22 protein-coding genes are annotated in these 18,859 nt (G+C 67.5%); 14 read left to right on the forward strand and 8 right to left on the reverse strand.

The features are described from left to right. Window positions 1–105 precede the first annotated feature (105 nt). The 3 genes from ACTOWJ_RS19930 (at window position 106) to ACTOWJ_RS19940 (ending at window position 2,959) form a co-directional block, all read left to right on the forward strand. Window positions 106–1,623: a M20/M25/M40 family metallo-hydrolase gene (locus ACTOWJ_RS19930; protein WP_441336365.1), complete on the forward strand. Its 1,518-nt coding sequence runs from the start codon at window positions 106–108 to the stop codon at window positions 1,621–1,623. A gap of 23 nt (window positions 1,624–1,646) precedes the next feature. After that, on the forward strand, window positions 1,647–2,264 hold the full coding sequence (locus ACTOWJ_RS19935; RefSeq protein ID WP_441336366.1) for a glutathione S-transferase family protein: 618 nt from the start codon (window positions 1,647–1,649) through the stop codon (window positions 2,262–2,264). 239 nt (window positions 2,265–2,503) lie between these two features. Further along, window positions 2,504–2,959 (forward strand): hypothetical protein, encoded by a 456-nt coding sequence (locus ACTOWJ_RS19940; RefSeq protein ID WP_441336367.1) that lies wholly within the window; start codon window positions 2,504–2,506, stop codon window positions 2,957–2,959. Between the two features lie 19 nt (window positions 2,960–2,978). Here ACTOWJ_RS19940 and ACTOWJ_RS19945 read toward each other — a convergent pair whose 3' ends face one another. From ACTOWJ_RS19945 to ACTOWJ_RS19955, 3 genes are read right to left on the reverse strand one after another with little or no spacing between them, the layout of a single operon-like run. Further along, window positions 2,979–3,176, reverse strand: a complete 198-nt coding sequence (locus tag ACTOWJ_RS19945) for a hypothetical protein (RefSeq protein WP_441336368.1) — start codon at window positions 3,174–3,176, stop codon at window positions 2,979–2,981. 37 nt (window positions 3,177–3,213) lie between these two features. Further along, window positions 3,214–4,098 carry a sterol desaturase family protein gene (locus ACTOWJ_RS19950; RefSeq protein ID WP_441336369.1) on the reverse strand — a complete coding sequence of 295 codons (885 nt, stop codon included), beginning with the start codon at window positions 4,096–4,098 and terminating at the stop codon, window positions 3,214–3,216. After that, window positions 4,098–4,595, reverse strand: coding sequence for an SRPBCC family protein (locus tag ACTOWJ_RS19955; protein WP_441336370.1), 498 nt, complete (start codon window positions 4,593–4,595; stop codon window positions 4,098–4,100). The genes ACTOWJ_RS19950 and ACTOWJ_RS19955 overlap by 1 nt, the downstream gene beginning before the upstream one ends. A 131-nt stretch (window positions 4,596–4,726) precedes the next feature. Between ACTOWJ_RS19955 and ACTOWJ_RS19960 the strand changes: the two genes are divergently transcribed. Further along, on the forward strand, window positions 4,727–5,152 hold the full coding sequence (locus tag ACTOWJ_RS19960; RefSeq protein ID WP_441336371.1) for a hypothetical protein: 426 nt from the start codon (window positions 4,727–4,729) through the stop codon (window positions 5,150–5,152). Window positions 5,153–5,290: 138 nt separating this feature from the next. Here the strand turns inward: ACTOWJ_RS19960 and ACTOWJ_RS19965 are convergent, their stop codons facing one another. Beyond that, window positions 5,291–5,974 carry an SIR2 family NAD-dependent protein deacylase gene (locus ACTOWJ_RS19965; protein WP_441336372.1) on the reverse strand — a complete coding sequence of 228 codons (684 nt, stop codon included), beginning with the start codon at window positions 5,972–5,974 and terminating at the stop codon, window positions 5,291–5,293. A gap of 185 nt (window positions 5,975–6,159) precedes the next feature. Here ACTOWJ_RS19965 and ACTOWJ_RS19970 point away from each other — a divergent pair, with 185 nt between their 5' ends. Beyond that, window positions 6,160–7,674, forward strand: a complete 1,515-nt coding sequence (locus ACTOWJ_RS19970) for an amidohydrolase family protein (RefSeq protein WP_441336373.1) — start codon at window positions 6,160–6,162, stop codon at window positions 7,672–7,674. A 22-nt stretch (window positions 7,675–7,696) separates the two neighbouring features. Here ACTOWJ_RS19970 and ACTOWJ_RS19975 read toward each other — a convergent pair whose 3' ends face one another. Continuing rightward, the gene (locus ACTOWJ_RS19975) at window positions 7,697–7,975 is read right to left on the reverse strand and encodes a pentapeptide repeat-containing protein (protein WP_441336374.1); all 279 of its coding nucleotides are present in this window, start codon (window positions 7,973–7,975) and stop codon (window positions 7,697–7,699) included. 176 nt (window positions 7,976–8,151) lie between these two features. Here ACTOWJ_RS19975 and ACTOWJ_RS19980 point away from each other — a divergent pair, with 176 nt between their 5' ends. The 3 genes from ACTOWJ_RS19980 to ACTOWJ_RS19990 all read left to right on the forward strand — a co-directional run bounded on the left by ACTOWJ_RS19980 (window position 8,152) and on the right by ACTOWJ_RS19990 (window position 10,640). Continuing rightward, entirely contained in the window at window positions 8,152–8,577 is a 426-nt protein-coding gene (locus ACTOWJ_RS19980) for a RidA family protein (protein WP_441336375.1), read from the forward strand. Window positions 8,578–8,717: 140 nt separating this feature from the next. Next, window positions 8,718–9,683: a GGDEF domain-containing protein gene (locus ACTOWJ_RS19985; RefSeq protein WP_441336376.1), complete on the forward strand. Its 966-nt coding sequence runs from the start codon at window positions 8,718–8,720 to the stop codon at window positions 9,681–9,683. 54 nt (window positions 9,684–9,737) lie between these two features. Continuing rightward, window positions 9,738–10,640, forward strand: a complete 903-nt coding sequence (locus tag ACTOWJ_RS19990) for an aldo/keto reductase (protein WP_441336377.1) — start codon at window positions 9,738–9,740, stop codon at window positions 10,638–10,640. 166 nt (window positions 10,641–10,806) lie between these two features. Here ACTOWJ_RS19990 and ACTOWJ_RS19995 read toward each other — a convergent pair whose 3' ends face one another. Beyond that, window positions 10,807–11,346, reverse strand: coding sequence for an SRPBCC family protein (locus tag ACTOWJ_RS19995; protein ID WP_441336378.1), 540 nt, complete (start codon window positions 11,344–11,346; stop codon window positions 10,807–10,809). A gap of 46 nt (window positions 11,347–11,392) precedes the next feature. Further along, window positions 11,393–11,800: a YciI family protein gene (locus ACTOWJ_RS20000; protein ID WP_441336379.1), complete on the reverse strand. Its 408-nt coding sequence runs from the start codon at window positions 11,798–11,800 to the stop codon at window positions 11,393–11,395. 279 nt (window positions 11,801–12,079) lie between these two features. Here ACTOWJ_RS20000 and ACTOWJ_RS20005 point away from each other — a divergent pair, with 279 nt between their 5' ends. The 6 genes from ACTOWJ_RS20005 to ACTOWJ_RS20030 all read left to right on the forward strand — a co-directional run bounded on the left by ACTOWJ_RS20005 (window position 12,080) and on the right by ACTOWJ_RS20030 (window position 18,456). Continuing rightward, entirely contained in the window at window positions 12,080–13,159 is a 1,080-nt protein-coding gene (locus tag ACTOWJ_RS20005; protein WP_441336380.1) for an alpha/beta fold hydrolase, read from the forward strand. 81 nt (window positions 13,160–13,240) lie between these two features. Continuing rightward, a complete protein-coding gene (locus ACTOWJ_RS20010; protein WP_441336381.1) occupies window positions 13,241–13,681 on the forward strand; it encodes a hypothetical protein in 441 nt (146 codons plus the stop codon). A gap of 160 nt (window positions 13,682–13,841) precedes the next feature. Continuing rightward, entirely contained in the window at window positions 13,842–14,747 is a 906-nt protein-coding gene (gnd, locus tag ACTOWJ_RS20015; RefSeq protein ID WP_441336382.1) for a phosphogluconate dehydrogenase (NAD(+)-dependent, decarboxylating), read from the forward strand. 104 nt (window positions 14,748–14,851) lie between these two features. After that, window positions 14,852–16,153 (forward strand): DUF1624 domain-containing protein, encoded by a 1,302-nt coding sequence (locus ACTOWJ_RS20020; RefSeq protein WP_441336383.1) that lies wholly within the window; start codon window positions 14,852–14,854, stop codon window positions 16,151–16,153. Window positions 16,154–16,436: 283 nt separating this feature from the next. After that, on the forward strand, window positions 16,437–17,684 hold the full coding sequence (locus tag ACTOWJ_RS20025; RefSeq protein WP_441336384.1) for a glycosyl hydrolase family 8: 1,248 nt from the start codon (window positions 16,437–16,439) through the stop codon (window positions 17,682–17,684). A 280-nt stretch (window positions 17,685–17,964) separates the two neighbouring features. After that, on the forward strand, window positions 17,965–18,456 hold the full coding sequence (locus tag ACTOWJ_RS20030; RefSeq protein ID WP_441336385.1) for a hypothetical protein: 492 nt from the start codon (window positions 17,965–17,967) through the stop codon (window positions 18,454–18,456). Between the two features lie 57 nt (window positions 18,457–18,513). Here the strand turns inward: ACTOWJ_RS20030 and ACTOWJ_RS20035 are convergent, their stop codons facing one another. Continuing rightward, window positions 18,514–18,705, reverse strand: a complete 192-nt coding sequence (locus tag ACTOWJ_RS20035) for a hypothetical protein (RefSeq protein ID WP_441336386.1) — start codon at window positions 18,703–18,705, stop codon at window positions 18,514–18,516. Between the last annotated feature and the right edge of the window lie 154 nt (window positions 18,706–18,859).

Here is an 18,859-nt window from a genome sequence, read left to right on the forward strand (position 1 = left end):
GTCGTGCGCCCATATCCGCCGGAAAACCGCATCCGGCCCCCTCGCTACGCCGCCGAAACGCGCCCGCTCGCCGCTAGCCTTTCCGCCTTACCCCAAGGCACACCCATGCACGCTTCCGAACTGGATTTCCCCGCATTGCAGCGGACGATCGACCGCGTCTGGCGGGACGACATCCTGCCGGCGCTGTGCGACTACATCGCCATCGCTTGCCAATCGCCGGCGTTCGATCCCGATTGGGCCGAGAACGGTCATATGGAGCGCGCGGTCGGATTGATGACCGACTGGGCGCGCGAGCAGCTGAGCGCGGTCGCCGGCGCATGCATCGACGTGCTGCGATTGCCGGGCCGCACTCCGCTGATCTTCATCGAGATTCCCGCGTCGGGCGGCGATGCGAACCCCGATGCGCCGGTGCTGATCTACGGCCATCTGGACAAGCAACCGCCGATGCCGGGCTGGGCGCCGGGCCGCGATGCCTTCACACCGGTGTTCGAAGGCGACCGCTTGTACGGCCGCGGCGGCGCCGACGACGGCTATGCGATCTTCGCCGCGATCGCCGCGCTGCGGGCGCTGCGTGAGCACGGGGGCGCGCATCCGCGCTGCCAGATCCTGATCGAGGCCAGCGAGGAATCGAGCAGCATCGATCTGCCCGCATACATCGAGGCGCTGGCGCCGCGGCTGGGCGAACCGGTGCTGATCGTCGCCCTGGATGCCGGTTGCGGCAACTACGATCAGCTGTGGACGACGACTTCATTACGCGGCCAGGTCGCCGGCACCTTGACCGTGCGCGTGCTCGATGAGGGCGTGCATTCGGGCGATGCGTCCGGCATCGTGCCGTCGAGTTTCCGCATCGCGCGACAATTGTTGTCGCGGCTGGAGGATCCGCACAGCGGCGAGATCGTCGCCGACTTTCATGTCGAGATTCCGCAGCAGCGCCGCGAACAAGCCGCGGCCGCGGGCGCGGCGTTGGGGCAGGAGCTGCGCGAGGGTTTCCCGTTCCACGGCGACACCCGCGCGGTCGCCGACGATCCGGGCGAACTCGCGCTCAATCGCGCGTGGCGGCCGCAACTGGCGATCACCGGCATCGATGGCGCGCCGCGCGTCGCCGACGCGGCCGCGGTGATGCAGCCGTACACCGCGCTCAAGCTCGGCCTGCGCCTGCCGCCGACGCTGGACCCCGAAGCGGCGGCGCGGCGCGTGCGCGCTTTGCTGGAGGCCGATCCGCCGTACTGCAGCGCGGTTTCGTTCGAACTGGATTTCGCCAGCCGCGGCTGGCACGCGCCGCCGGCCGCGCCGTGGCTCGCGGCGAGTCTGGAGCGCGCTTCGCGGCTCGCCTTCGGCCGCGGCAGCGCGGTGATCGGCGGGGGCGGCGGCATTCCGTTCCTGGCCATGCTCGGCGAGCGTTATCCGCGCGCGCAGTTTCTGGTCACCGGCGTGCTGGGGCCGCAATCCAACGCGCACGGTCCGAACGAGTTCCTGCATCTGCCGACCGTGCGCCGGCTCACCGCGGCGCTGGCGCAGGTGTTGCACGATGCGGTGCGCGGCGAAACTGGCCGCGCGCCCGATACGCACGCCGACGCCGGCGGAACCGCCGATACGATGAGCGCCGCCACGCCCGTCTTCTGATTCCCACATCCCACAGGTCCGCCATGCAACTGCTCTATCAGACCCATTCCCCGTTCGCCCGCAAGGCCCTGGTGTTCGCCCATGAGGTCGGACTGGCCGATCGCATCGATGTGGTCCATCACGAAACCAGCCCCACCTTGCGCAACGAGGAGGTGTACGCGCAGAACCCGTTGGGCAAGGTGCCGGTGCTGATCCGTCCCGGTCTGGCGCCGATCTTCGACTCGGACATCATCTGCGCTTATCTGGACACTCTGCACGGCGGCGCGCCGCTGATCCCGGGCGAAGGCGAGGCGCGGTGGCGCGCGTTGCAGTGGCAGGCGGTGGCGCAGGGCCTCGCCGATTTCGGCATCAAGGTGCGCTGGGAAACCGTGCGCCGCCCCGAGTCGCTGCGTTATGAGGCCTTGCGCGATGGCTACACGCTCAAGCTGATCGACAGCTACGACTGGCTCGAACGCGATCTGAGCACCGAAGAACCCTTGCACGTGGGCCATATCGCCGTGGCGACTGCGCTGAGCTGGCTGGAATTCCGCGAACTGCCCGATTTTCGCGACGGGCGTCCGCGGCTGAGCGCGTGGCTCGACGCGTTCGAGCAGCGCCCGTCGATGCGCGCCACGCCGCTGTCGGGCGAAACCCAGGACTGATCGCTGCTGCGGCGCATCGACATGGCGGTGCAATATTCCGGCCATCGCCCCGGCGTGTAATGGCGGCGATGAGCGTCGGTGCGGCTCGCGGTGCTGTCCTGCCGTCCGCCTCGGTTGCGTTGATTCAGATATGAGCAGTCGGCCCGGCGACCACGGTGATCGTCGGGCCGCGACGCGGCCGCCGCCCGCTGGATCGCGGGCGGCGTGGGGGGCGGCGCTGCGCAACCGGGGAGCAGGACATGAACAAAATCTTCGGCGGCCTGATATCGGTGATCCTGCTCGGCGTGTACGTGCATCTGATCATGGTCGCGGTGCAGGTGGTGAACTGCGCCGGCGCGGCCTGCGCCACGGAGTATCCGGTCTCGTTCTTCAACGACGGCATGGCCCAGGCGCTGTCGGTGATCGGCGGTCTGGTATCGGCCTTGGTGATCGCCGAACTGGCCCTGGCCAAGCCCGGTGAAGCGCCGGCCGTGCGGGCGCTGGCCCAGGATGCCTCGGTGGGCGCGACGCGGACGGTGGCGGCGGTGTCGATCGCCTTCGTGCTGGTGTGGATCGGCGCCGGCTTGACCGCGTTCCTGGTCGGGCTGTATCACCCGGGCGTGCTGCCGGTGCTTACCACCCACGGACAGGCATGGCTGGGGCTGGCGGTGTCGGCGGCCTATGCGTATTTCGGTCTGCAGCCCGGCAACAAGTGAGCATCCGTTCGCGCTGCGGCTAGTCGGTTGGTCTGGCGGCTTGGATGTCTTGTGCGTCCAGCGCAGCGCCGTCGCGCAGTCGCTGCAGCCGTGGATACAACGAACGCGGCCCGTCGATGCCGAGCCAATCGACGACTTCGCGCCTGGCCGCGGCGTAATGGCGCGTGTGTCGGCCGCCTTCGAAGGCGAAGAATTCGGCGATAAATCGCTTGCGCACGGGGCTCATCGGTTCGCGCCGGGGTAGCGGCTCATCTTCACTCCTGCGCAGCGACCGTGGCGGGCGGAATCGCGGATTCCGGCCGAGGCGAGAGATGCGACAAAGACCGCTCCGGCGGCCCGAACAATTGGCCTAGCGCAGCGCGCAGGCCGTGCGCGCGCCACGCGTCGCCGAACATCGCGATCCATTCGTGAAAGGTCAGCTTGATCGGATTGTGGCTGTGTATCTGACCGATGATGCCGTACTCGCACGGCACGGCCTCGTCCTCTTCGACATAGGTGCCGAACAGCTTGTCCCAGATAATCAGGACGCCGGCGTAGTTGCGGTCGATGTACTTGGCGTTGCGCGCGTGGTGCACGCGATGGTGCGAGGGGGTGTTGAACACTTTCTCCAGCCAGCCCAACTTGCCGACCGCCTGGGTGTGGACGAAGAACTGGAAGGCCAGATTGATCGCCACCACCGCGACGATGTGCTTGGGTTCGAAGCCGATCCAGGCCAGAGGCAACCAGAACAGCCACATGCCCGAGATCGGGTAGGTCAGGCTCTGGCGGAACGCGGTCGACAGATTCAGGCGCTCGGAGGAGTGATGGGTGACGTGCGAGGCCCACATCCAGCGGACGCGGTGGCTGGCGCGGTGGAACCAGTAGTAGAAGAAATCCTGCGCCACGAACAACGCCGCGATCGTCCATGCCGACGCCGCCGGCAACTCGAACAGGCGATGGGCGTACACCAGGTAATAAACGCCGATCACCACCAGCCAGGCGACCGCATCGCTGGCCTGATGCATCAACGCCAGCGCGGCGTTGGACAGGGTATCGCGCAGGCTGTACTGCGCCGGCCTGCGCTTGCGCCAGTACCATGCTTCCAGCGCGATCAGCAGCAAGAACACCGGCGCCAGCGCGAGCAAAATCCATTCTTCCATCAGCCGCGCTCCCGCCGCCAAGCCGCTTCCAGGGTGTGCGCCATGCGGTCCAGGCAGCGTTGCATCGCCTTGCGCATGAAGCCGTGCAACAGCGGCGCGGCCAATGGCCAGGCCAGCGCGCTGGTCAATTCGAATTCATAACGCCACACCACCCGGGTCGATTCGCCGCTGCCGTCGCGCTCGCTTTCGAAGCTCCACTGCGCATGGCCCTCGCGCGCCAACCACGCCAGCGGCGGGCGCATACCGCTGAGCACGTAGGCATGGCGGTGCGGCGGTTCGAGCGCGGTGATCCGCTCCATCAGTTTGGAGCCGTCGCGGTTCTCCAACGCACGCAGGCTGCCGACCGCGGCCGGCGCCAGCGGGGTGATGCGCTTGAGGCCGGGGATCGGGCCGTAGCCGTCGAACAAGGCCGGGAAGCGTTCGCTGTCCAGCGCCAGCGCGAACACCGCCTCGGGCGCGGCGGCGATGCGGCGTTCGGCGGTGAGGGTCAGGCGCATGGGGCGAGTCTAGAAGCCGGGCTGGGGGCTGTCCACACGCTTGCGTATGTTTTGGGTCATGGTTGCCGAATTGCTGATGCTGCCACGGCTTGCTAGGTTCGCCGAAATCTTCGATCGGAGCGGGAGGACAAATGAATGTGATGAAAGCTGGGCTGGCGTTCGCGTTGTTCGGCTTCTGTGCGCCGGCGTCGGCCATCTGCATAGCGACCACTTGCTGGGCGGTTACCTTCACCCCAACGCAATGTTCGGTCGCGCCGATGCCCAAGGGCGGTCACTGGATGAGGATCCAGGCCCGAGCGATTGCCGCGCGTCCTGTGGCTTGCTCACTCGCTGAGAAAATCGTTGCGCCGAAGGCTGGCGACAAAGCCGCGTTGCAATCGGCTACGCACTTCTATTACGGCTCTTACGGGAGTAAGGAGACTTGTGCTGCCTTTCCGCGTGAACCGATTACGTTGATGAAGATCGACCGTTGCAACGATGTGATAATTGCAAATGAGCCGCCGGTGCCGATCCCGGATGCGCCGGAATTGGTGGATTTACCGCCACAGGCGCAATAAGTATCTCCGATCCGCCAAGAGCAACTTGCTATTTGAAGGCAAGTGTCGGTTCATTGGCACGGCTTGGTGTATCAGGAAAATCCAGCGTCGTGTGCGTCGTTCGCGGGCTTCGAACACGCGCTGGGGCGGGTGCGGTGCTCAACCCGACAACCACTGCTCCACCAACGCAGGCACCGTCTCCACCGCCGTGCCTTGCAGGAAGCGGTAATGGCGCGGCACTTCCTGCAGTTCCGGCGAGACGAATACGCGCTCGGCGCTGGGCGGCGCATAATCGACCAAACCCGCAGCTGGGAACACGGTCAGCGAGGTGCCGATCGCCAGCACCTTGTCGGCCTCGGAGAAGTGCTGCGCGGCTTTGTCCAGATGCAGCACGTTTTCGCCGAACCAGACCACGTCCGGGCGCAACTGGCTGCCGAGTTCGCACAGATCGCCGATCTCGATCAGCGGACCCTTGAGCGTGTAGATACGCGATTCGTCGGCGCTGCTGCGCGCCTTGAGGAGTTCGCCGTGCAGGTGGATTACGTCGCTCGAGCCGGCACGTTCGTGCAGGTCGTCGATGTTCTGGGTGATGACCACGACCCAGTATTTTTCCTCCAGCCGCGCGATCGCCTCGTGCGCGGCGTTCGGGTACGCCGCCAGTACGTCCTTGCGGCGCTCGTTGTAGAAGCGCAGCACCGTGGCCGGATCGCGCTTGAACGCCTGCGGCGAGGCCACGTCTTCCAGACGGTACTCGTGCCACAGACCGCCCATGTCGCGGAAGGTCTTCAGGCCGCTTTCGGCGCTGACGCCGGCACCGGTGAAGACGACGATTTTCTCTTTCATGGCGAACGACTCGATATCGGGCCGGCGCGGCGACCGTGGCATGGACTTTCAACCATACCCGCGTTCGGCGCATCTGGTTAGGGCGGCTGGCCGGAGGCGTGTTCCGCCCGGAGCCTGCGACGTTCGGCCGGTGCCCGCCGCGGACCATTGTTTATCATCGACATGCAACGAGTCAGGAGACGGGAATGTTCGCTTATCTGTTGGGTTTGGCCCTGGGTGCAGCGCCGGCAACGGCCGCCGCGCAAACTGCGGCCACGACCGCGCCGCCGGCCGGCACGTGGGTGGTCAGCGACGTCACCGTAATCCCGGCCGATACCGACGAAGTGTGGATGCATCGCACGGTGGTGATCCGCGACGGCAAGATCGCGCGCATTTTTCCGCAGGGGACGAAGGCCAAGGTCAACAACGCGACGGTGGTGGATGGGCGCGGCAAGTTTTTGGTGCCCGGTTTCGTCGACGCGCATCTGCACATCGCCACCGAAGGCGCGATCCGCGACAGCAAGGATGCGGCGATTGCCGGCCTGGACCTGGGCCAGGAACACCGTTACGACCGCCAGATCATGCTGCGCTTCCTCAAGGCCGGAGTGACCGGCGCGGCGAACCTCGGCGGCAGTGCCGGCAGCGATGAGGACCTGCTGCGGCTGCGCGGCGAGATCGACGCCGGCCGCATCGACGGCCCCAAGCTCTACGTAGGCAAGCGCATCAACGGCCCGCGCGCGGCGGTCGCGATCAAGCCCACTCAACCCGCGCCGGCATCCAAACCTGAATCGCCGAGCACCGCTGCCGACGGCATCGCCGCGGTGCGGCGCGCGCGCGAACGCGGCTACGACTTCATCAAGCCCTATCAGTTCCTCAATCGCGAGACCTACCGGGCCATCGTCGAGGAATCCGCGCGCCGGGGCTTGATCACTACCGGGCACCTGCCGGAACTGGGTTGCGCGAGCTGCGCCGACCGCGCTTTCGTGTTCGCCCATCCCATGACCAATATCGCCCACAGCGAAGAGCTGGCGCGCTTCGCCCGGGTCGAACACGATCTGTCGCCCGACGATGTCGAGCGCCTGGCCGATGCGGTATCGGCCAGCGGCATGTCGGTGACGCCGACCTTGGTTACGCTCAAGACCATCGTCGACATGTACGTGCATCGCCAAGTGCCCGCGGTGCCGGGCGATTGGGCCGCTTCGGTCGATCCGGTGACCCGTCTTGACTGGGTGCCGCCGGCCAATCGCTACCTGAGCCGGGCGTTCCGCGAGCAGGACGGCGCCGACACCTTTTCCGCCGGTTACGACTTCGCCCGCGTACTGACTCGCGCGTTGTGGAAGCGCGGCGTGCCGCTGACCGTCGGTACCGACGCGGCGCTGCCGGGCTTGGCGTTCGGCGTGTCGGTGCAGCAGGAAATGATCGAACTGGGCGAGATCGGACTCAAGCCGGTGGAGGTGCTGCGCGCGGCGTCGATCAACGCGCATCGTTTGTTCGATCCCCAGGCCGGCAGCGGCGCGGTGCGCGAAGGTCAGAACGCCAATCTGGTCTTGCTCGAAGCCGATCCGCTGGCCGATATCCAGAACGTGTCCAAGATCGCCGGAGTGTTCGCGCAAGGGCGTTGGCTGCCGATGGCCGAGATCGACCGCAAACTGGCGCAGGGCGAGGCGTTCGAGCGCGAGTTGGAGCAGCAGATCCGCAGGCGCAAGCACGCGGCGCACTGAGGCCGTCGATGTCGCCGCGCGATCATTCGCGCGGCTCGGTCTCGACCATGCCGGCGGCCTGCGGATTGAAGCCGGCGGGAAAACGCGTGCGCTCGTCGTATTGCTCGCCCTGCAAGCGACAGCCGTGCAACGGCGCGCCGCTGAAATGCGCGCCCTGCAACTGAGTCGCACGGCCGAGTGCGTCCAGACCCGGATCGGCATCGCGCAGATTGGCGCAGGTCGTCCGTACGCGGATCAGATTCGCACCACCCAGATCGGCGCCTTCGAAATTGCATTCGGATAAGTCGCTGGTTGCGAACACGGCCCAATACAGGCTGGAGCGCGCAGCAACGCCGCAATGCTGTGTTCCATCGTCGCCGGCCGCGCGCGTCACGACGGCGGGCGACGGATCGTCGTACCGATGTGAGCGATCGCGACGCGCGTGTTGAACGCCGCGGCGGCCGTTCGCATTCCGATTCTCCATCGCAAGGAACCTTCATGAACGTTGCAAATCCCAAGCCGGTGTTCGCCCTGTCCAATCCCGCCGGCCTGTACGACCCGGCGCCCAACGGCTACTCGCATCTGGCCCAGGTCGAAGCGGGCGCGCGCTGGCTGCTGGTCGCCGGGCAGGGCGGCGAAACCGCTGACGGCGCGCTGGATCCGGACTTCCGTGCGCAGGTGCGCCAGGCCTTGCGCAATCTCGTCGCGGCTTTGGCCGCGGGCGATGCGGGCCCGCGCGACGTGGTCAAGCTCACCGCGTTGGTGGTCGATCACTCCCACCAGCGGCTGCACGTGTTCGGCGAGGAACTGGCGGCCGCGTTCGGCGCCGATCACCGTCCGGCCTGCACTCTGATCCCGGTGCCGCGATTGGCGCTGGACGGGATGCTGTTCGAAATCGAAGCGATGGCCGCGCTGGCGGACTGACCGACAGGGCGACTTGAACCGGGCGCGTCGGCGTACAGTGATATCGCGCCGGATTTTCCCGCCCCTTCGTGCCCGCGGCGCTGGACCGCGATCCGCGCCGCGGGTATAGGATGCCGAGGTAAGGGCATTACGAGGTGGCGATGGGCGCCGATTCGCTCCTGCACGCGCGCGAGGCCGACCGGCTGGCGGCGCTGTACTCGCTGCGCGTGCTCGACGCCGCGCCGATCCAGGAACTCGATGCGGTCGCGCGCATGGCCGCGCGACTGTGCGGCGCGCCCTACGGTTCGGTCAGCGTGATCGACCGCGACATGCACCGCACCATCGCCTCGTTCGGTTCGCCGCCGATGGATGCGCCGCGCAGCGTGTCGCTGTGCGCCCGCGCGATCCTCGACGGCGCACTGGTGCACAGCGCCGATGTGCAGGTCGATCCTCGTTTCGCCGACATGCCGGTGCTCAAGCTGATCCAACCGCCGATCCGGATGTTCGTCGCCGCGCCGCTGACCACCCGCGACGGCCTGCCGATCGGGACCATCCGCGTCTACGACGAGGTGGTGCGCGAGCTGGGCGAGCGCGAACGCGCCGGGTTGACCGATCTGGCGGCGCTGGTGATGCGTCTGCTGGAACTGCGCAGCGCCACCGACGACCTGCATCGGCTGGCCACCCACGACGCGTTGACCGGCCTGCCGAACCGGCGGGTGTTCTCGGCCCTGCCGATCGAGCAGCAGCCGGCCGATCGGCTGCTGGCCTGCGTCGACCTGGACGGATTCAAGACCATCAACGACCGCGGCGGCCACACCGTCGGCGATGAAGTGCTGCGGGCGATCGCGCGGCGGCTGCGCGGCGCGGTGGAGAACGACGGGTTGGCCGTGCGCATGGGCGGCGACGAATTCGTGCTGTGGTTGCCGGCGCCGCACGGCGAGCCGGCGTTGCTTGAGCGCTTGCTGGCGCTGTTCGATGCGCCGGTCGCGATCGACGGGCGGGAGTGGTCGGTCGGCGCGACCATCGGTATGAGCCGGCGCGAGCCCGACGAAGATTGGCCGCAATGGATCGCGCGCACCGACCGGCTGATGTACCGGCGCAAACGCGGCAGCGATCAGGCCATGTAGGAGCAGCGCGAGCGCCGCAGGATAGACTGGGTTCCCCCGATCCGCCTGCTCGCCATGTCCGCTCATACCCAAACCGCCGCGCCCGCCCTGCAATTGTCCCCCATCGTCGCCGGCGCCTGGCGCATGGCCGACTGGAACTTCGATGTCGGCCAGCGGCTGCACTGGATCGAACAGGCGCTGGAGCTGGGCATCGACAGTTTCGATCATGCCGATATCTACGGCGATTACCGGGTCGAGTCGCTGTTCGGCGAGGCGCTGGCGGCCGCGCCCGGGCTGCGCGAGCGGATCCGGATCGTCAGCAAGTGCGGGATCAAGCTGACCTCGGCGCAACGTCCCGAACACCGCATCAAGTCCTACGACAGTTCGGCCGCGCATGTGCGGGCATCGGTCGAGAACTCGCTGCGCGCGCTGCGCACCGACCGACTGGACCTGCTGTTGATCCACCGTCCCGATCTGCTGATGGACGCCGACGCGTTGGCGCATTGCTTCGAGCAACTCAAGGCCGAGGGCAAGGTGCTGCACGTGGGCGTGTCCAACCACACACCGTCGCAGTTGGCCCTGTTGAACGCGCGGCACCGGCTGGCCACGCATCAGATCGAGCTGTCGCCGCTGCATCTGGCGCCGCTGGACGACGGCAGCCTGGATCAATGCCAGGACTTGGCGATGCGGCCGATGATCTGGTCGCCGCTGGGCGGCGGCCGGTTGTTCGACGAGGGCGACGCGCATGCCTCGCAGATGCGCGCGGCGCTGACCGCGGTCGGCGCGCGCCATGGCGAAGCATCGGTGGCGACCATGGCCTATGCCTGGTTGCTGCGGCATCCCTCGCGGCCGTGGCCGATCACCGGCAGCGGCCGCGTGCAGGGCCTGCGCGATGCGGTGGCGGCATTGGCGATCCGGCTCAGCGCGCAGGATTGGTACGAAATCTGGCAGGCCGCGGCGCAGCGCGAAGTGGCTTGAGCTTGCCGGCGTGGCGGTCGGCTTTTTGTGACAGCGGGCGCTTGTAGCAGCGCGCCCTCGTAACAGCGTTCGCTCGCAACAACGCGCTCGCATAACCGCCGTCCACAGAGCGCTTGGCCGCGCAAGGCCGCTGTCGTGGCGACGGCGGCCCGGCGTATGCGCGATCTCAGGCCCGCGCGTTGGTTTCGCTGAGCGTCTTGAGCTCTTTCAAGCCCTGCTCGAACATGCCGCCGACCATCTTGTCCATGCTCATGAACAAGCCCATGGCCTTGAACATGAAATTGCGTCGGCCGCTCATCGCCCAGGTCACTTCGGTTTGATCGCCGCGCGGCTTGAAGTCGAACTCGGCCAGATTGCTGGCCTGGAATGGCTTGCGGAAATCCAGCCGGACCGCCACGCGGGCATCCTGGCGGGTCTGGACGATGGTCGCGCGGCCTTCGCCGGCGTTCTTGTCGCCGACCCAGTCGTAAATCGCGCCTTCGCCGTCGGCCGCGCCGTCGTAGCGACGTTGCAGATTCGGATCGATTTTTTCGAACGGCGACCATGCCGGCCACCGGCGCAAATCCTGCACCTGGGCGAAAGCGGCCGCGGCCGGGGCGTCGATGAGGATGCTGCGCGCGACCCGGAACTGCGCGGGCTGCATCGCCACCACGACGACGAACAGCGCGATCAGTGCGGCGAGTACGGCAAGAACGATGGTGAGCATGGTCGGATGGTCCTGATGGGTTTTCGTCGGAAAGGATCGGCAGCGCTCAGCGGCGCTGCATGTCTTCGAAGTCGGCGGCGGCTTTTTGTACGTCGGCGGGGAAATCCTCCATCTCCTGCACCTGGCGGATTTCGATGGTTTCGCTGTCTGAGCCCGGGCAGCGACGGGCCCATTCGATGGCTTCCTCGCGCGAAGCGACCTGGATCATCCAATAGCCGCCGAGCACTTCCTTGGCCTCCGGAAAGGGGCCGTCGGTCACGGTCGGCTTGCCGCCGCGGAAACTCACCCGCGCGCCCATCGACGGCGGGTGCAGGCCGTCGAGCGCGATCAGCACGCCGGCCTCCTGCAGGGCCTGGTTGTAGGCCATCATCGCGCCGACCTGCTCGGCGCTGGGCAGGGCGCCGGGTTCGGCGGATTCGTAGCCTTGGGGAATCATCAGCATCATGAAACGCATGGGGTTTGTCCTGTTCTGGGTGGCGGGCCGGTTCGGGCGATGCGGCGCGGCGGGTGCCGAAGCCTGTCGCATCGCCGTGTTCTTGTAAGGACGACGAACGATCAGGCGGCGGATCGACACGGCCGATAATTTTTTCATCGGCGTCGCACAAGCGTTCCGGAGCCGGCCGCGGGCGTCGCGGAACTGAATCGAATCTGTCTTGCATGTGTGCCGACAGCGCGGACAAGGCGAGAGACTTGCTTACCATCGCGCCTTCATTGGCCGAAGCCGAGGGCGGTAATGATCGACACGTTCGCGATGCGCACCGTGGCGGCCTGCGCGCTGGCCGGCCTGTGGCTGAGCCTGGCGTCGGTCCGGGCCGAACCGGCGCCCGCCAAGGCGGCCGCGGCCGCGAGCAAGGCCGCCGCCCGGCCCGCGCCCGATACCGATCTGGACATCTATGCCGCGGCCGACCAGCGGGTCGACATCGGCGAAGGCCGTCGCCTCAATCTGCGCTGCACCGGCCGGGGCGAGCCGACCGTGCTGCTGGAGGCCGGTTTCGGCGCCGATTCGCTGGCCTGGGCCAAGTCGCAGCCGCAGATCGCGGTGCAATACCGGGTGTGTTCCTACGACCGCGCCGGCTTGGGCTATAGCGATGCCGGTCCGCTGCCGCGCGATCTGGCGGCCGACGTCGCCGATTTGCACGCCCTGATCGACGCGGCCGACCTGAGAACGCCGCTGGTGCTGGTCGGCCATTCCTACGGCAGCCAGATCGCGCGCCGTTTCGACGAGCTGTATCCCAAGCAGGTGGCCGCGCTGGTGCTGGTCGACCCGCCGGAGCAGAACGTCGGCGAGTTCTCGCCGTCATACGCCAAGGCCGAGGCCCAGATCGCGCCGAAGATGCTCGCGCTGTACCGCGCCTGCGAGCGAGGCGCCAAGGACGGACGTCTGGGTGCGGCCAAGCTGCCGGCGAGCCTGAGGAACTGCCTGCGCGGTCCCAATCCCGATTACAGCGACAAGTTGAACGCCGCCATCCGCGCCTGGCGTTCCAAGCCGGCGTTCTGGGAAACGATGATCTCCGGCTCGCAGGATCGTCTGTCGATGTACGGCAGCGCGGTGCCCAAGACCGAGCGCCACGACGGCAAGCCGGTGATCGTGCTCAGCGCCGACCAGCCCTACACCGGCGCGCCGCCGACGGATCTGCAAGCCTTGACCGCCGCGCGCGAACAGACCCATCTGGCCTTGATCGCGACCTCGCGCCTGGCCAAGCGGGTAACCATCGCCAACAGCTCGCACGACATCCCCGGCGACCAGCCGGCGGCGCCGGCGATCGCGGTGTTCGAGGCGATGGAAATGCGCAAGCGCGCGGCCGAGCGCTAGAACGCAGACAGGCTTTTCCGGCGAGGCTTGCCAAGCCCCGCGGCGGTTGCCAAGCTCGGGCGATAGCAAGGAACGCGGATCATGGCCTGCAAACCCATCGCTGCCGCTTGCGGCATCGCCCTCGTTCTCGCCGCCGCGCCGGCGTGGGCCTCGGACATGCGCGGCATGTGGAGCGCGCTGGCGCACGGCCCGGTCATGATCTGGGCGGGTTTGAACCTGCTAGCCTTCGCCGTGATCGCCGTGATCGCCGTGATCGCCGTGATCGCCTTGTTCGATGTTTACCGTTCCGAACGCGCCGCGGTGCGCCATGTCTGGATCGCCGCTGCCGGCCCGGCGCTCGGTCTGATCGCCTTGCTGATCGATCATCGCGAGCCGGCGCTTACCGCGGCCTTGGCCGGGCTGGACATCGTGCTGCTGGCGCTGGCGTTTCTGCCGCTGGGCCTGCACGCCATCCACCGCCGCCGCGCCGAACGCCGCGCCGCCGCCGGTATCGCCGACCCGCCGGGTTTCGGCGAGGGCTGATCGCATTGGAATAGAGCGTTACGGCCCGCGCGGGCTTTGTTTTGCCAAATGCGCTCACACTTCTTTACCGCGACAAGCCGGAACATCGGCGACTTCGCGGCGACGCGCGCTCAGGCCGCCGCCGCCGCGCATCCGAACGCATTCAAACCAAGGAGACAGCATGGAACTGGGCATGGTCGGCCTCGGGCGCATGGGCGCCAACATGGCCGAACGGTTGGTACGCGGCGGGCATCGCGTGGTCGGTTACGACCCGGGCGATGCCGCACGCGAGCAAGCCGCATCGCGCGGCATCGGCGCGGCGGTTTCGTTGGCCGAATTGATCGCCGCGCTGCCCGCGCCGCGCGCAGTGTGGCTGATGGTGCCGGCCGGCAAGGTGGTCGATGCGACTATCGCCGAATTGTTGCCGCTGCTGAGCGCCGGCGACACGATCGTCGATGGTGGCAATTCCAACTACAAGGACACCGTGCGCCGCGCGGCGCAGTTGGCCGAGCATGGCTTGCACTACGTCGATTCGGGCACCAGCGGCGGTGTCTGGGGCTTGCAGGAAGGCTACAGCCTGATGATCGGCGGCGAGGAAAGCGCGGTCGAACGGCTGCGGCCGATCTTCGAAACCCTGGCGCCGGCGGCCGATCGCGGTTGGGGCCGGGTCGGGCCCAGCGGCGCCGGCCATTTCACCAAGATGGTCCATAACGGCATCGAATACGGCCTGATGCAGGCCTATGCCGAAGGCTTCGCGATCATGGGGCGCAAGGCCGATTTCGGCCTGGATCTGCACCAGATCGCCGAGATCTGGCGCCATGGCAGCGTGGTGCGTTCGTGGCTGCTGGATCTGACCTCCGACGCGCTGGGCAAGAACCCCGGCCTGGAAGGCATCGCGCCTTATGTGGAGGATTCCGGCGAAGGCCGCTGGACCGTCGCCGAGGCGATCGATCTGAATGTTTCGGCGCCGGTGATCACCGCCTCGCTGTTGGAGCGCCTGCGTTCGCGCGAGAAGGACTCCTTCGCCGACAAGCTGCTCGCGGCGATGCGCAACGAGTTCGGCGGACACGCGATCCGCAAGGAGTGAACCGCGACGCGTCCGGGCGACGGGCCGCGGCTGCGTCCCGCGCTTGAGCCCGGCCGCGTTATCCTGCCCCCGGTCGCCGTCGGGACGGCGCATCGGGGCCGCGCATGTCCACTTCGCCTTACCCGCCCGCGTCGTCGGCGCCGTCCTCGCCGGCGCGGCCATCGCCCGATCCCCGCGCCAGCGCGCTGACCCGCGGCGGCGCGCCGCGTCTGGACATGATCGATGCGCTGCGCGGCCTGGTGATCGCGCTGATGGTGCTCGACCACGTGCGCGGTTACTTCCACGGGCCGTCGTTCGCGTTCAACCCGACCGACCTGGACAAGACCACGCCGCTGGTGTTCGCCACGCGCTGGATCACCCATCTGTGCGCGCCGAGTTTCGTGTTTCTGGCCGGGGTTTCGATTTTCCTGCAGGGCGCCAACGGCCGGTCGCGCGCGCAGGTGGCGCGACTGGCGTTGAGCCGCGGCGCGTGGCTGGTGCTGCTGGAGCTGACCGTGGTGGTGTTCGGCTTTCATTTCCGGTGGCCGTTCCTGTTTCTGCAGGTGATCTGGGCGATCGGCATGGGCATGATCGCGATGGCCGCATTGGTGTGGCTGCCGCGCATCGCGGTGCTGGCCTTGGGCGTGGCGATCGTGGCCAGCCACGGCCTGTTCGATCACATCGACAGCAAGGCGTTGGGCGCATTCGCGCCGTTATGGACGTTGGCCATGCAACGCGGCGTCGTGCCCGGCATCGACGGCTTCGTCGCGTATCCGGCGCTGCCATGGGTCGGCATTCTGCTGATCGGCTATGGGCTCGGCCCCTTGTTCGCGCTCGATCCGGCCGCGCGCCGCCGCGCCATCGCGGCCTTGGCGGTGGCGATGCTGACGGCGTTCGCGCTGCTGCGCGGCGCGATCGGTTGGGGCGATCCGTCGCCGTGGCGGCGCATGGACGATCCGCTGTTGGATGCGATGTCGTTTATCAACGTCACCAAGTATTCGCCGTCGCCGGCGTACGTGTTGATCACCCTGGGCATATCGCTGTCGGTGATGTTGCTGCTGGAGCGAGCGCTGCGCGGAGGCGATCGCCGCCGCGACGAAGGCGGGGGCGGCGCGATCGCGCGCTGCGCCGACGGCGTGCTCGGCGCCTTGCTCGCCTACGGTCGCACGCCGCTGTTCACCTATCTGCTGCACATCTACCTGGTGCACGGCCTGGCCTTGCTGATCGGCACGATGTTCGGCGTGCCGGCGAGCGATTTCATCGGTTTCGTCGGCAACGGCAAGGCCTTGCTCGATGCCGGCTGGGGCCTCGGACTGGCGTGGGTGTACGCGCTATGGCTGCTGGTGCTGGTGGCGCTGTATCCGCTGTCGCGCGCCTTCGCCGCGTTCAAGCGCCGCCGCCGCGATTGGTGGCTGAGCTACCTGTAAGCGCGTAAGACCTTGGTCTATCTGCGAAGCGGCGCATAGCGATTTCACGCGTGCCGTCACGGCCGTTACGTATGTGCGCGGTCGCCGCGCGCTAGCCTGAACCTGCATCGGGCGCCGTGGCATGCGCGGCGCGCGTTGCGTATTAGTCCGCCCGCACTGTGCCTTGGCGCCAGTGCGTCGTCCTGTGTCGCCATCAATGCCGTCCTGGCCGTGTGCGCCGTGCGCATGCGAACCATGGCGCGCGCGCGACGAGGTCCCTTCGCTGTTCTTTCCGGAGACGCTCATGAATTTCCAAACAATCGCTTCGCGCCCGACCTTGCGGCGCTGTTTGCAGACGCTGGCCCTGGTGGCCGCCACCTCGGCCGCCATCGGCAGCGCGAGCGCGGCGCCCAACTATCCCTTCGGCAGCCATCGCCAGGCCTATGTCAGCGGCACCCTCAGTCCCAGCGTCGGCCGCGCCGCGGCCGATCAGTCCACCGCTTCGTTCTATCGCAGTTGGAAGCAGCGCTACCTCAAGCCCGCGTGCAAGGCCGGCGAGTATCGGGTCGCGGCCCAGACCGACACCGCCTACGTGGTCTCCGAAGGTCAGGGCTACGGCATGCTGGTCACGGTGATGATGGCCGGCAACGATCCTGAAGCGCAGACCTTGTTCGACGGTCTGCACCGCTACAACCGCGGCCATCCCAGCGGCGGCAACCGCGATCTGCTGTCGTGGGCGCAGGACATCAACTGCAACAACGTGGCCGGCAACAGTTCGGCCAGCGACGGCGATCTCGACATCGCCTACGCATTGCTGTTGGCCGATGCGCAGTGGGGCTCGGGCGGTTCGATCAACTACCTCAGCGAAGCGCGCAAGGTGATCGCGGCTATCCGCGCCAGCACCATCCATCCCAACAACAAGCTGGTGCACTTGGGCGACTGGGTCAGCCCGGGCTCGGCGACGCACTACAACTCCACCCGCAGCTCGGACTGGATGCTCGGCCATTTCCGCGCGTTCGGCGCCAAGCTCGGCGACAGCTACTGGACCGGCGTGCTCGACGCGCACCAGAACCTGCTGTCGCGGATGCAAAGCACCTACGCGCCCAACACCGGGCTGTTGCCGGACTTCATCGTCAATACCAACACCACGGCCAGACCGGCGAACCCCGATTTCCTGGAGGGCGAAAACGACGGCTGGTACGGATGGAACGCCGGCCGGGTGCCGTGGCGCCTGGGCATCGACGCGGCGGTCAGCGGCGACAGCCGTTCGCGCACCGCGGCGCGCAAGCTCAACCAATGGGCCAAGTCCAAGTCCGGCAACAACCCCAGTAACCTGCGCAGCGTCTACAAGCTCGATGGCACGGCGATGGGAAATTACAACAGCGTGTTCTTCACCGCGCCGTTCGCGGCCGCCGCAGCGGTCGACACCGATCAGGCCTGGTTGGACAAGCTGTGGAGCTACATGGCCAACGGCAGCCCCGGCGATTACTACGGCGACAGCGTCAAGCTGCTGACGATGCTCGCGGTGTCCAACAACTGGATCAAACCCTGATCCTTACCGATCGGTGACGGCCGGTCCGCGGCGATGCCGCGGTCCGGTCCGGGCGGCGGTGGCTTGCCGGCAGATTCGGCAAGGTCGGGCTTGGCCGAATAGGTCGAAAGTCCATGGATTTGCGGGCTGTGTCTCGATTAGGATCGGGACGCCGGTACGGTGGGGCATCGGCTGCGACGCAGCCCAAGACGTACCGGCGGCACCCCTATGGAAGGCGAACGGACCCGCACGGTCCGCACTCCGCGGCGTTGGCAGCCGCACCGACGAGGCATATGGAACCATGCGTAACAACGAATTGAAGCGGTTCTGGTTGGGCAAGACTCAGGCCGGCCTGATCCTGGCGGGTTTGTTTCTGGCCACCACCTGCGCCACCGCCGTCGCCGCGACCGAGCCCGCGCCGTTCGATGCGGCGGCGGTGCTGGAGCAGCAGAAGCAGATCCGCAGCGACGCCGAAGCCGGCCGCGGCGCTTATGGCGAGTTGAATGCGGCCACCCGGCAGGAACTGCGCTCGCGCCAGGACCGCTTGGGCAAGTTGCTCGACGGGCGGCGTTACCAAGAACTCAGCGACGCCGATCGCGATCAGGCCCATCAGGATCTGGCCTGGATCCAGCAAGCCGGCAGCGCGAAGGCCGAGGAGCGGCTGATCTGCGAGCGGGTCCGCGCGATCGGCAGCAACCGGGTCGAGCGCGTCTGCAAGACCGCCTCGCAACGGCGCGACGAGCAGAAGAACCGCGTCGATCCCAAGCTCGACACTCCGGGTGTGCGCAACTGAGCGCAGCCGTTCAAGCCGCGCGGGCCACGCCCGCGCGGCTTGGCGAAACGATCGCGTTCAGTCGCAACAGCGACAGGGCTGGCCGTTGCCCGGGCTCCAGCCCGGCATGCCGCCGCAGCGGTCCTGGCAGATCTTGATGCTGCACAGCGCCTTGTCCGGCGGCGCCGAATCGGTGGCCTGCACGCCGAATCCGAATCCGAAAGCGGCCAACGCGAACGCGGCCAGATAGCCGTAGGTCTTGCGTTTCATGCGCGATCCTCCTGTCGTGGCGACGAGTGCGGATGCCGCGCGATCGACGAGGTTCGATCCGTCGCGGCCACCGCGGCGCGGGCGGGGCCCGCGTCGGCGGCACTGTAGGCCCGGCGCCCGGCGCGAACTGTCCAGCGCGTCACCAAAGCCGAGC

Source organism: Lysobacter sp. CA199, assembly GCF_052078715.1.
Taxonomy (GTDB): Bacteria; Pseudomonadota; Gammaproteobacteria; order Xanthomonadales; family Xanthomonadaceae; genus Lysobacter.

What these genes read in the sequence shown, in the direction of transcription:
- ACTOWJ_RS19930 (WP_441336365.1), top strand. Translation starts at nt 106, where the DNA reads ATGCACGCTTCCGAACTGGATTTCCCCGCATTGCAGCGGACGATCGAC.
- ACTOWJ_RS19935 (WP_441336366.1), top strand. Translation starts at nt 1,647, where the DNA reads ATGCAACTGCTCTATCAGACCCATTCCCCGTTCGCCCGCAAGGCCCTG.
- ACTOWJ_RS19940 (WP_441336367.1), top strand. Translation starts at nt 2,504, where the DNA reads ATGAACAAAATCTTCGGCGGCCTGATATCGGTGATCCTGCTCGGCGTG.
- ACTOWJ_RS19950 (WP_441336369.1), bottom strand. Translation starts at nt 4,098, where the DNA reads ATGGAAGAATGGATTTTGCTCGCGCTGGCGCCGGTGTTCTTGCTGCTG.
- ACTOWJ_RS19955 (WP_441336370.1), bottom strand. Translation starts at nt 4,595, where the DNA reads ATGCGCCTGACCCTCACCGCCGAACGCCGCATCGCCGCCGCGCCCGAG.
- ACTOWJ_RS19960 (WP_441336371.1), top strand. Translation starts at nt 4,727, where the DNA reads ATGAATGTGATGAAAGCTGGGCTGGCGTTCGCGTTGTTCGGCTTCTGT.
- ACTOWJ_RS19965 (WP_441336372.1), bottom strand. Translation starts at nt 5,974, where the DNA reads ATGAAAGAGAAAATCGTCGTCTTCACCGGTGCCGGCGTCAGCGCCGAA.
- ACTOWJ_RS19970 (WP_441336373.1), top strand. Translation starts at nt 6,160, where the DNA reads ATGTTCGCTTATCTGTTGGGTTTGGCCCTGGGTGCAGCGCCGGCAACG.
- ACTOWJ_RS19980 (WP_441336375.1), top strand. Translation starts at nt 8,152, where the DNA reads ATGAACGTTGCAAATCCCAAGCCGGTGTTCGCCCTGTCCAATCCCGCC.
- ACTOWJ_RS19985 (WP_441336376.1), top strand. Translation starts at nt 8,718, where the DNA reads ATGGGCGCCGATTCGCTCCTGCACGCGCGCGAGGCCGACCGGCTGGCG.
- ACTOWJ_RS19990 (WP_441336377.1), top strand. Translation starts at nt 9,738, where the DNA reads ATGTCCGCTCATACCCAAACCGCCGCGCCCGCCCTGCAATTGTCCCCC.
- ACTOWJ_RS19995 (WP_441336378.1), bottom strand. Translation starts at nt 11,346, where the DNA reads ATGCTCACCATCGTTCTTGCCGTACTCGCCGCACTGATCGCGCTGTTC.
- ACTOWJ_RS20000 (WP_441336379.1), bottom strand. Translation starts at nt 11,800, where the DNA reads ATGCGTTTCATGATGCTGATGATTCCCCAAGGCTACGAATCCGCCGAA.
- ACTOWJ_RS20005 (WP_441336380.1), top strand. Translation starts at nt 12,080, where the DNA reads ATGATCGACACGTTCGCGATGCGCACCGTGGCGGCCTGCGCGCTGGCC.
- ACTOWJ_RS20010 (WP_441336381.1), top strand. Translation starts at nt 13,241, where the DNA reads ATGGCCTGCAAACCCATCGCTGCCGCTTGCGGCATCGCCCTCGTTCTC.
- gnd (WP_441336382.1), top strand. Translation starts at nt 13,842, where the DNA reads ATGGAACTGGGCATGGTCGGCCTCGGGCGCATGGGCGCCAACATGGCC.
- ACTOWJ_RS20020 (WP_441336383.1), top strand. Translation starts at nt 14,852, where the DNA reads ATGTCCACTTCGCCTTACCCGCCCGCGTCGTCGGCGCCGTCCTCGCCG.
- ACTOWJ_RS20025 (WP_441336384.1), top strand. Translation starts at nt 16,437, where the DNA reads ATGAATTTCCAAACAATCGCTTCGCGCCCGACCTTGCGGCGCTGTTTG.
- ACTOWJ_RS20030 (WP_441336385.1), top strand. Translation starts at nt 17,965, where the DNA reads ATGCGTAACAACGAATTGAAGCGGTTCTGGTTGGGCAAGACTCAGGCC.
- ACTOWJ_RS20035 (WP_441336386.1), bottom strand. Translation starts at nt 18,705, where the DNA reads ATGAAACGCAAGACCTACGGCTATCTGGCCGCGTTCGCGTTGGCCGCT.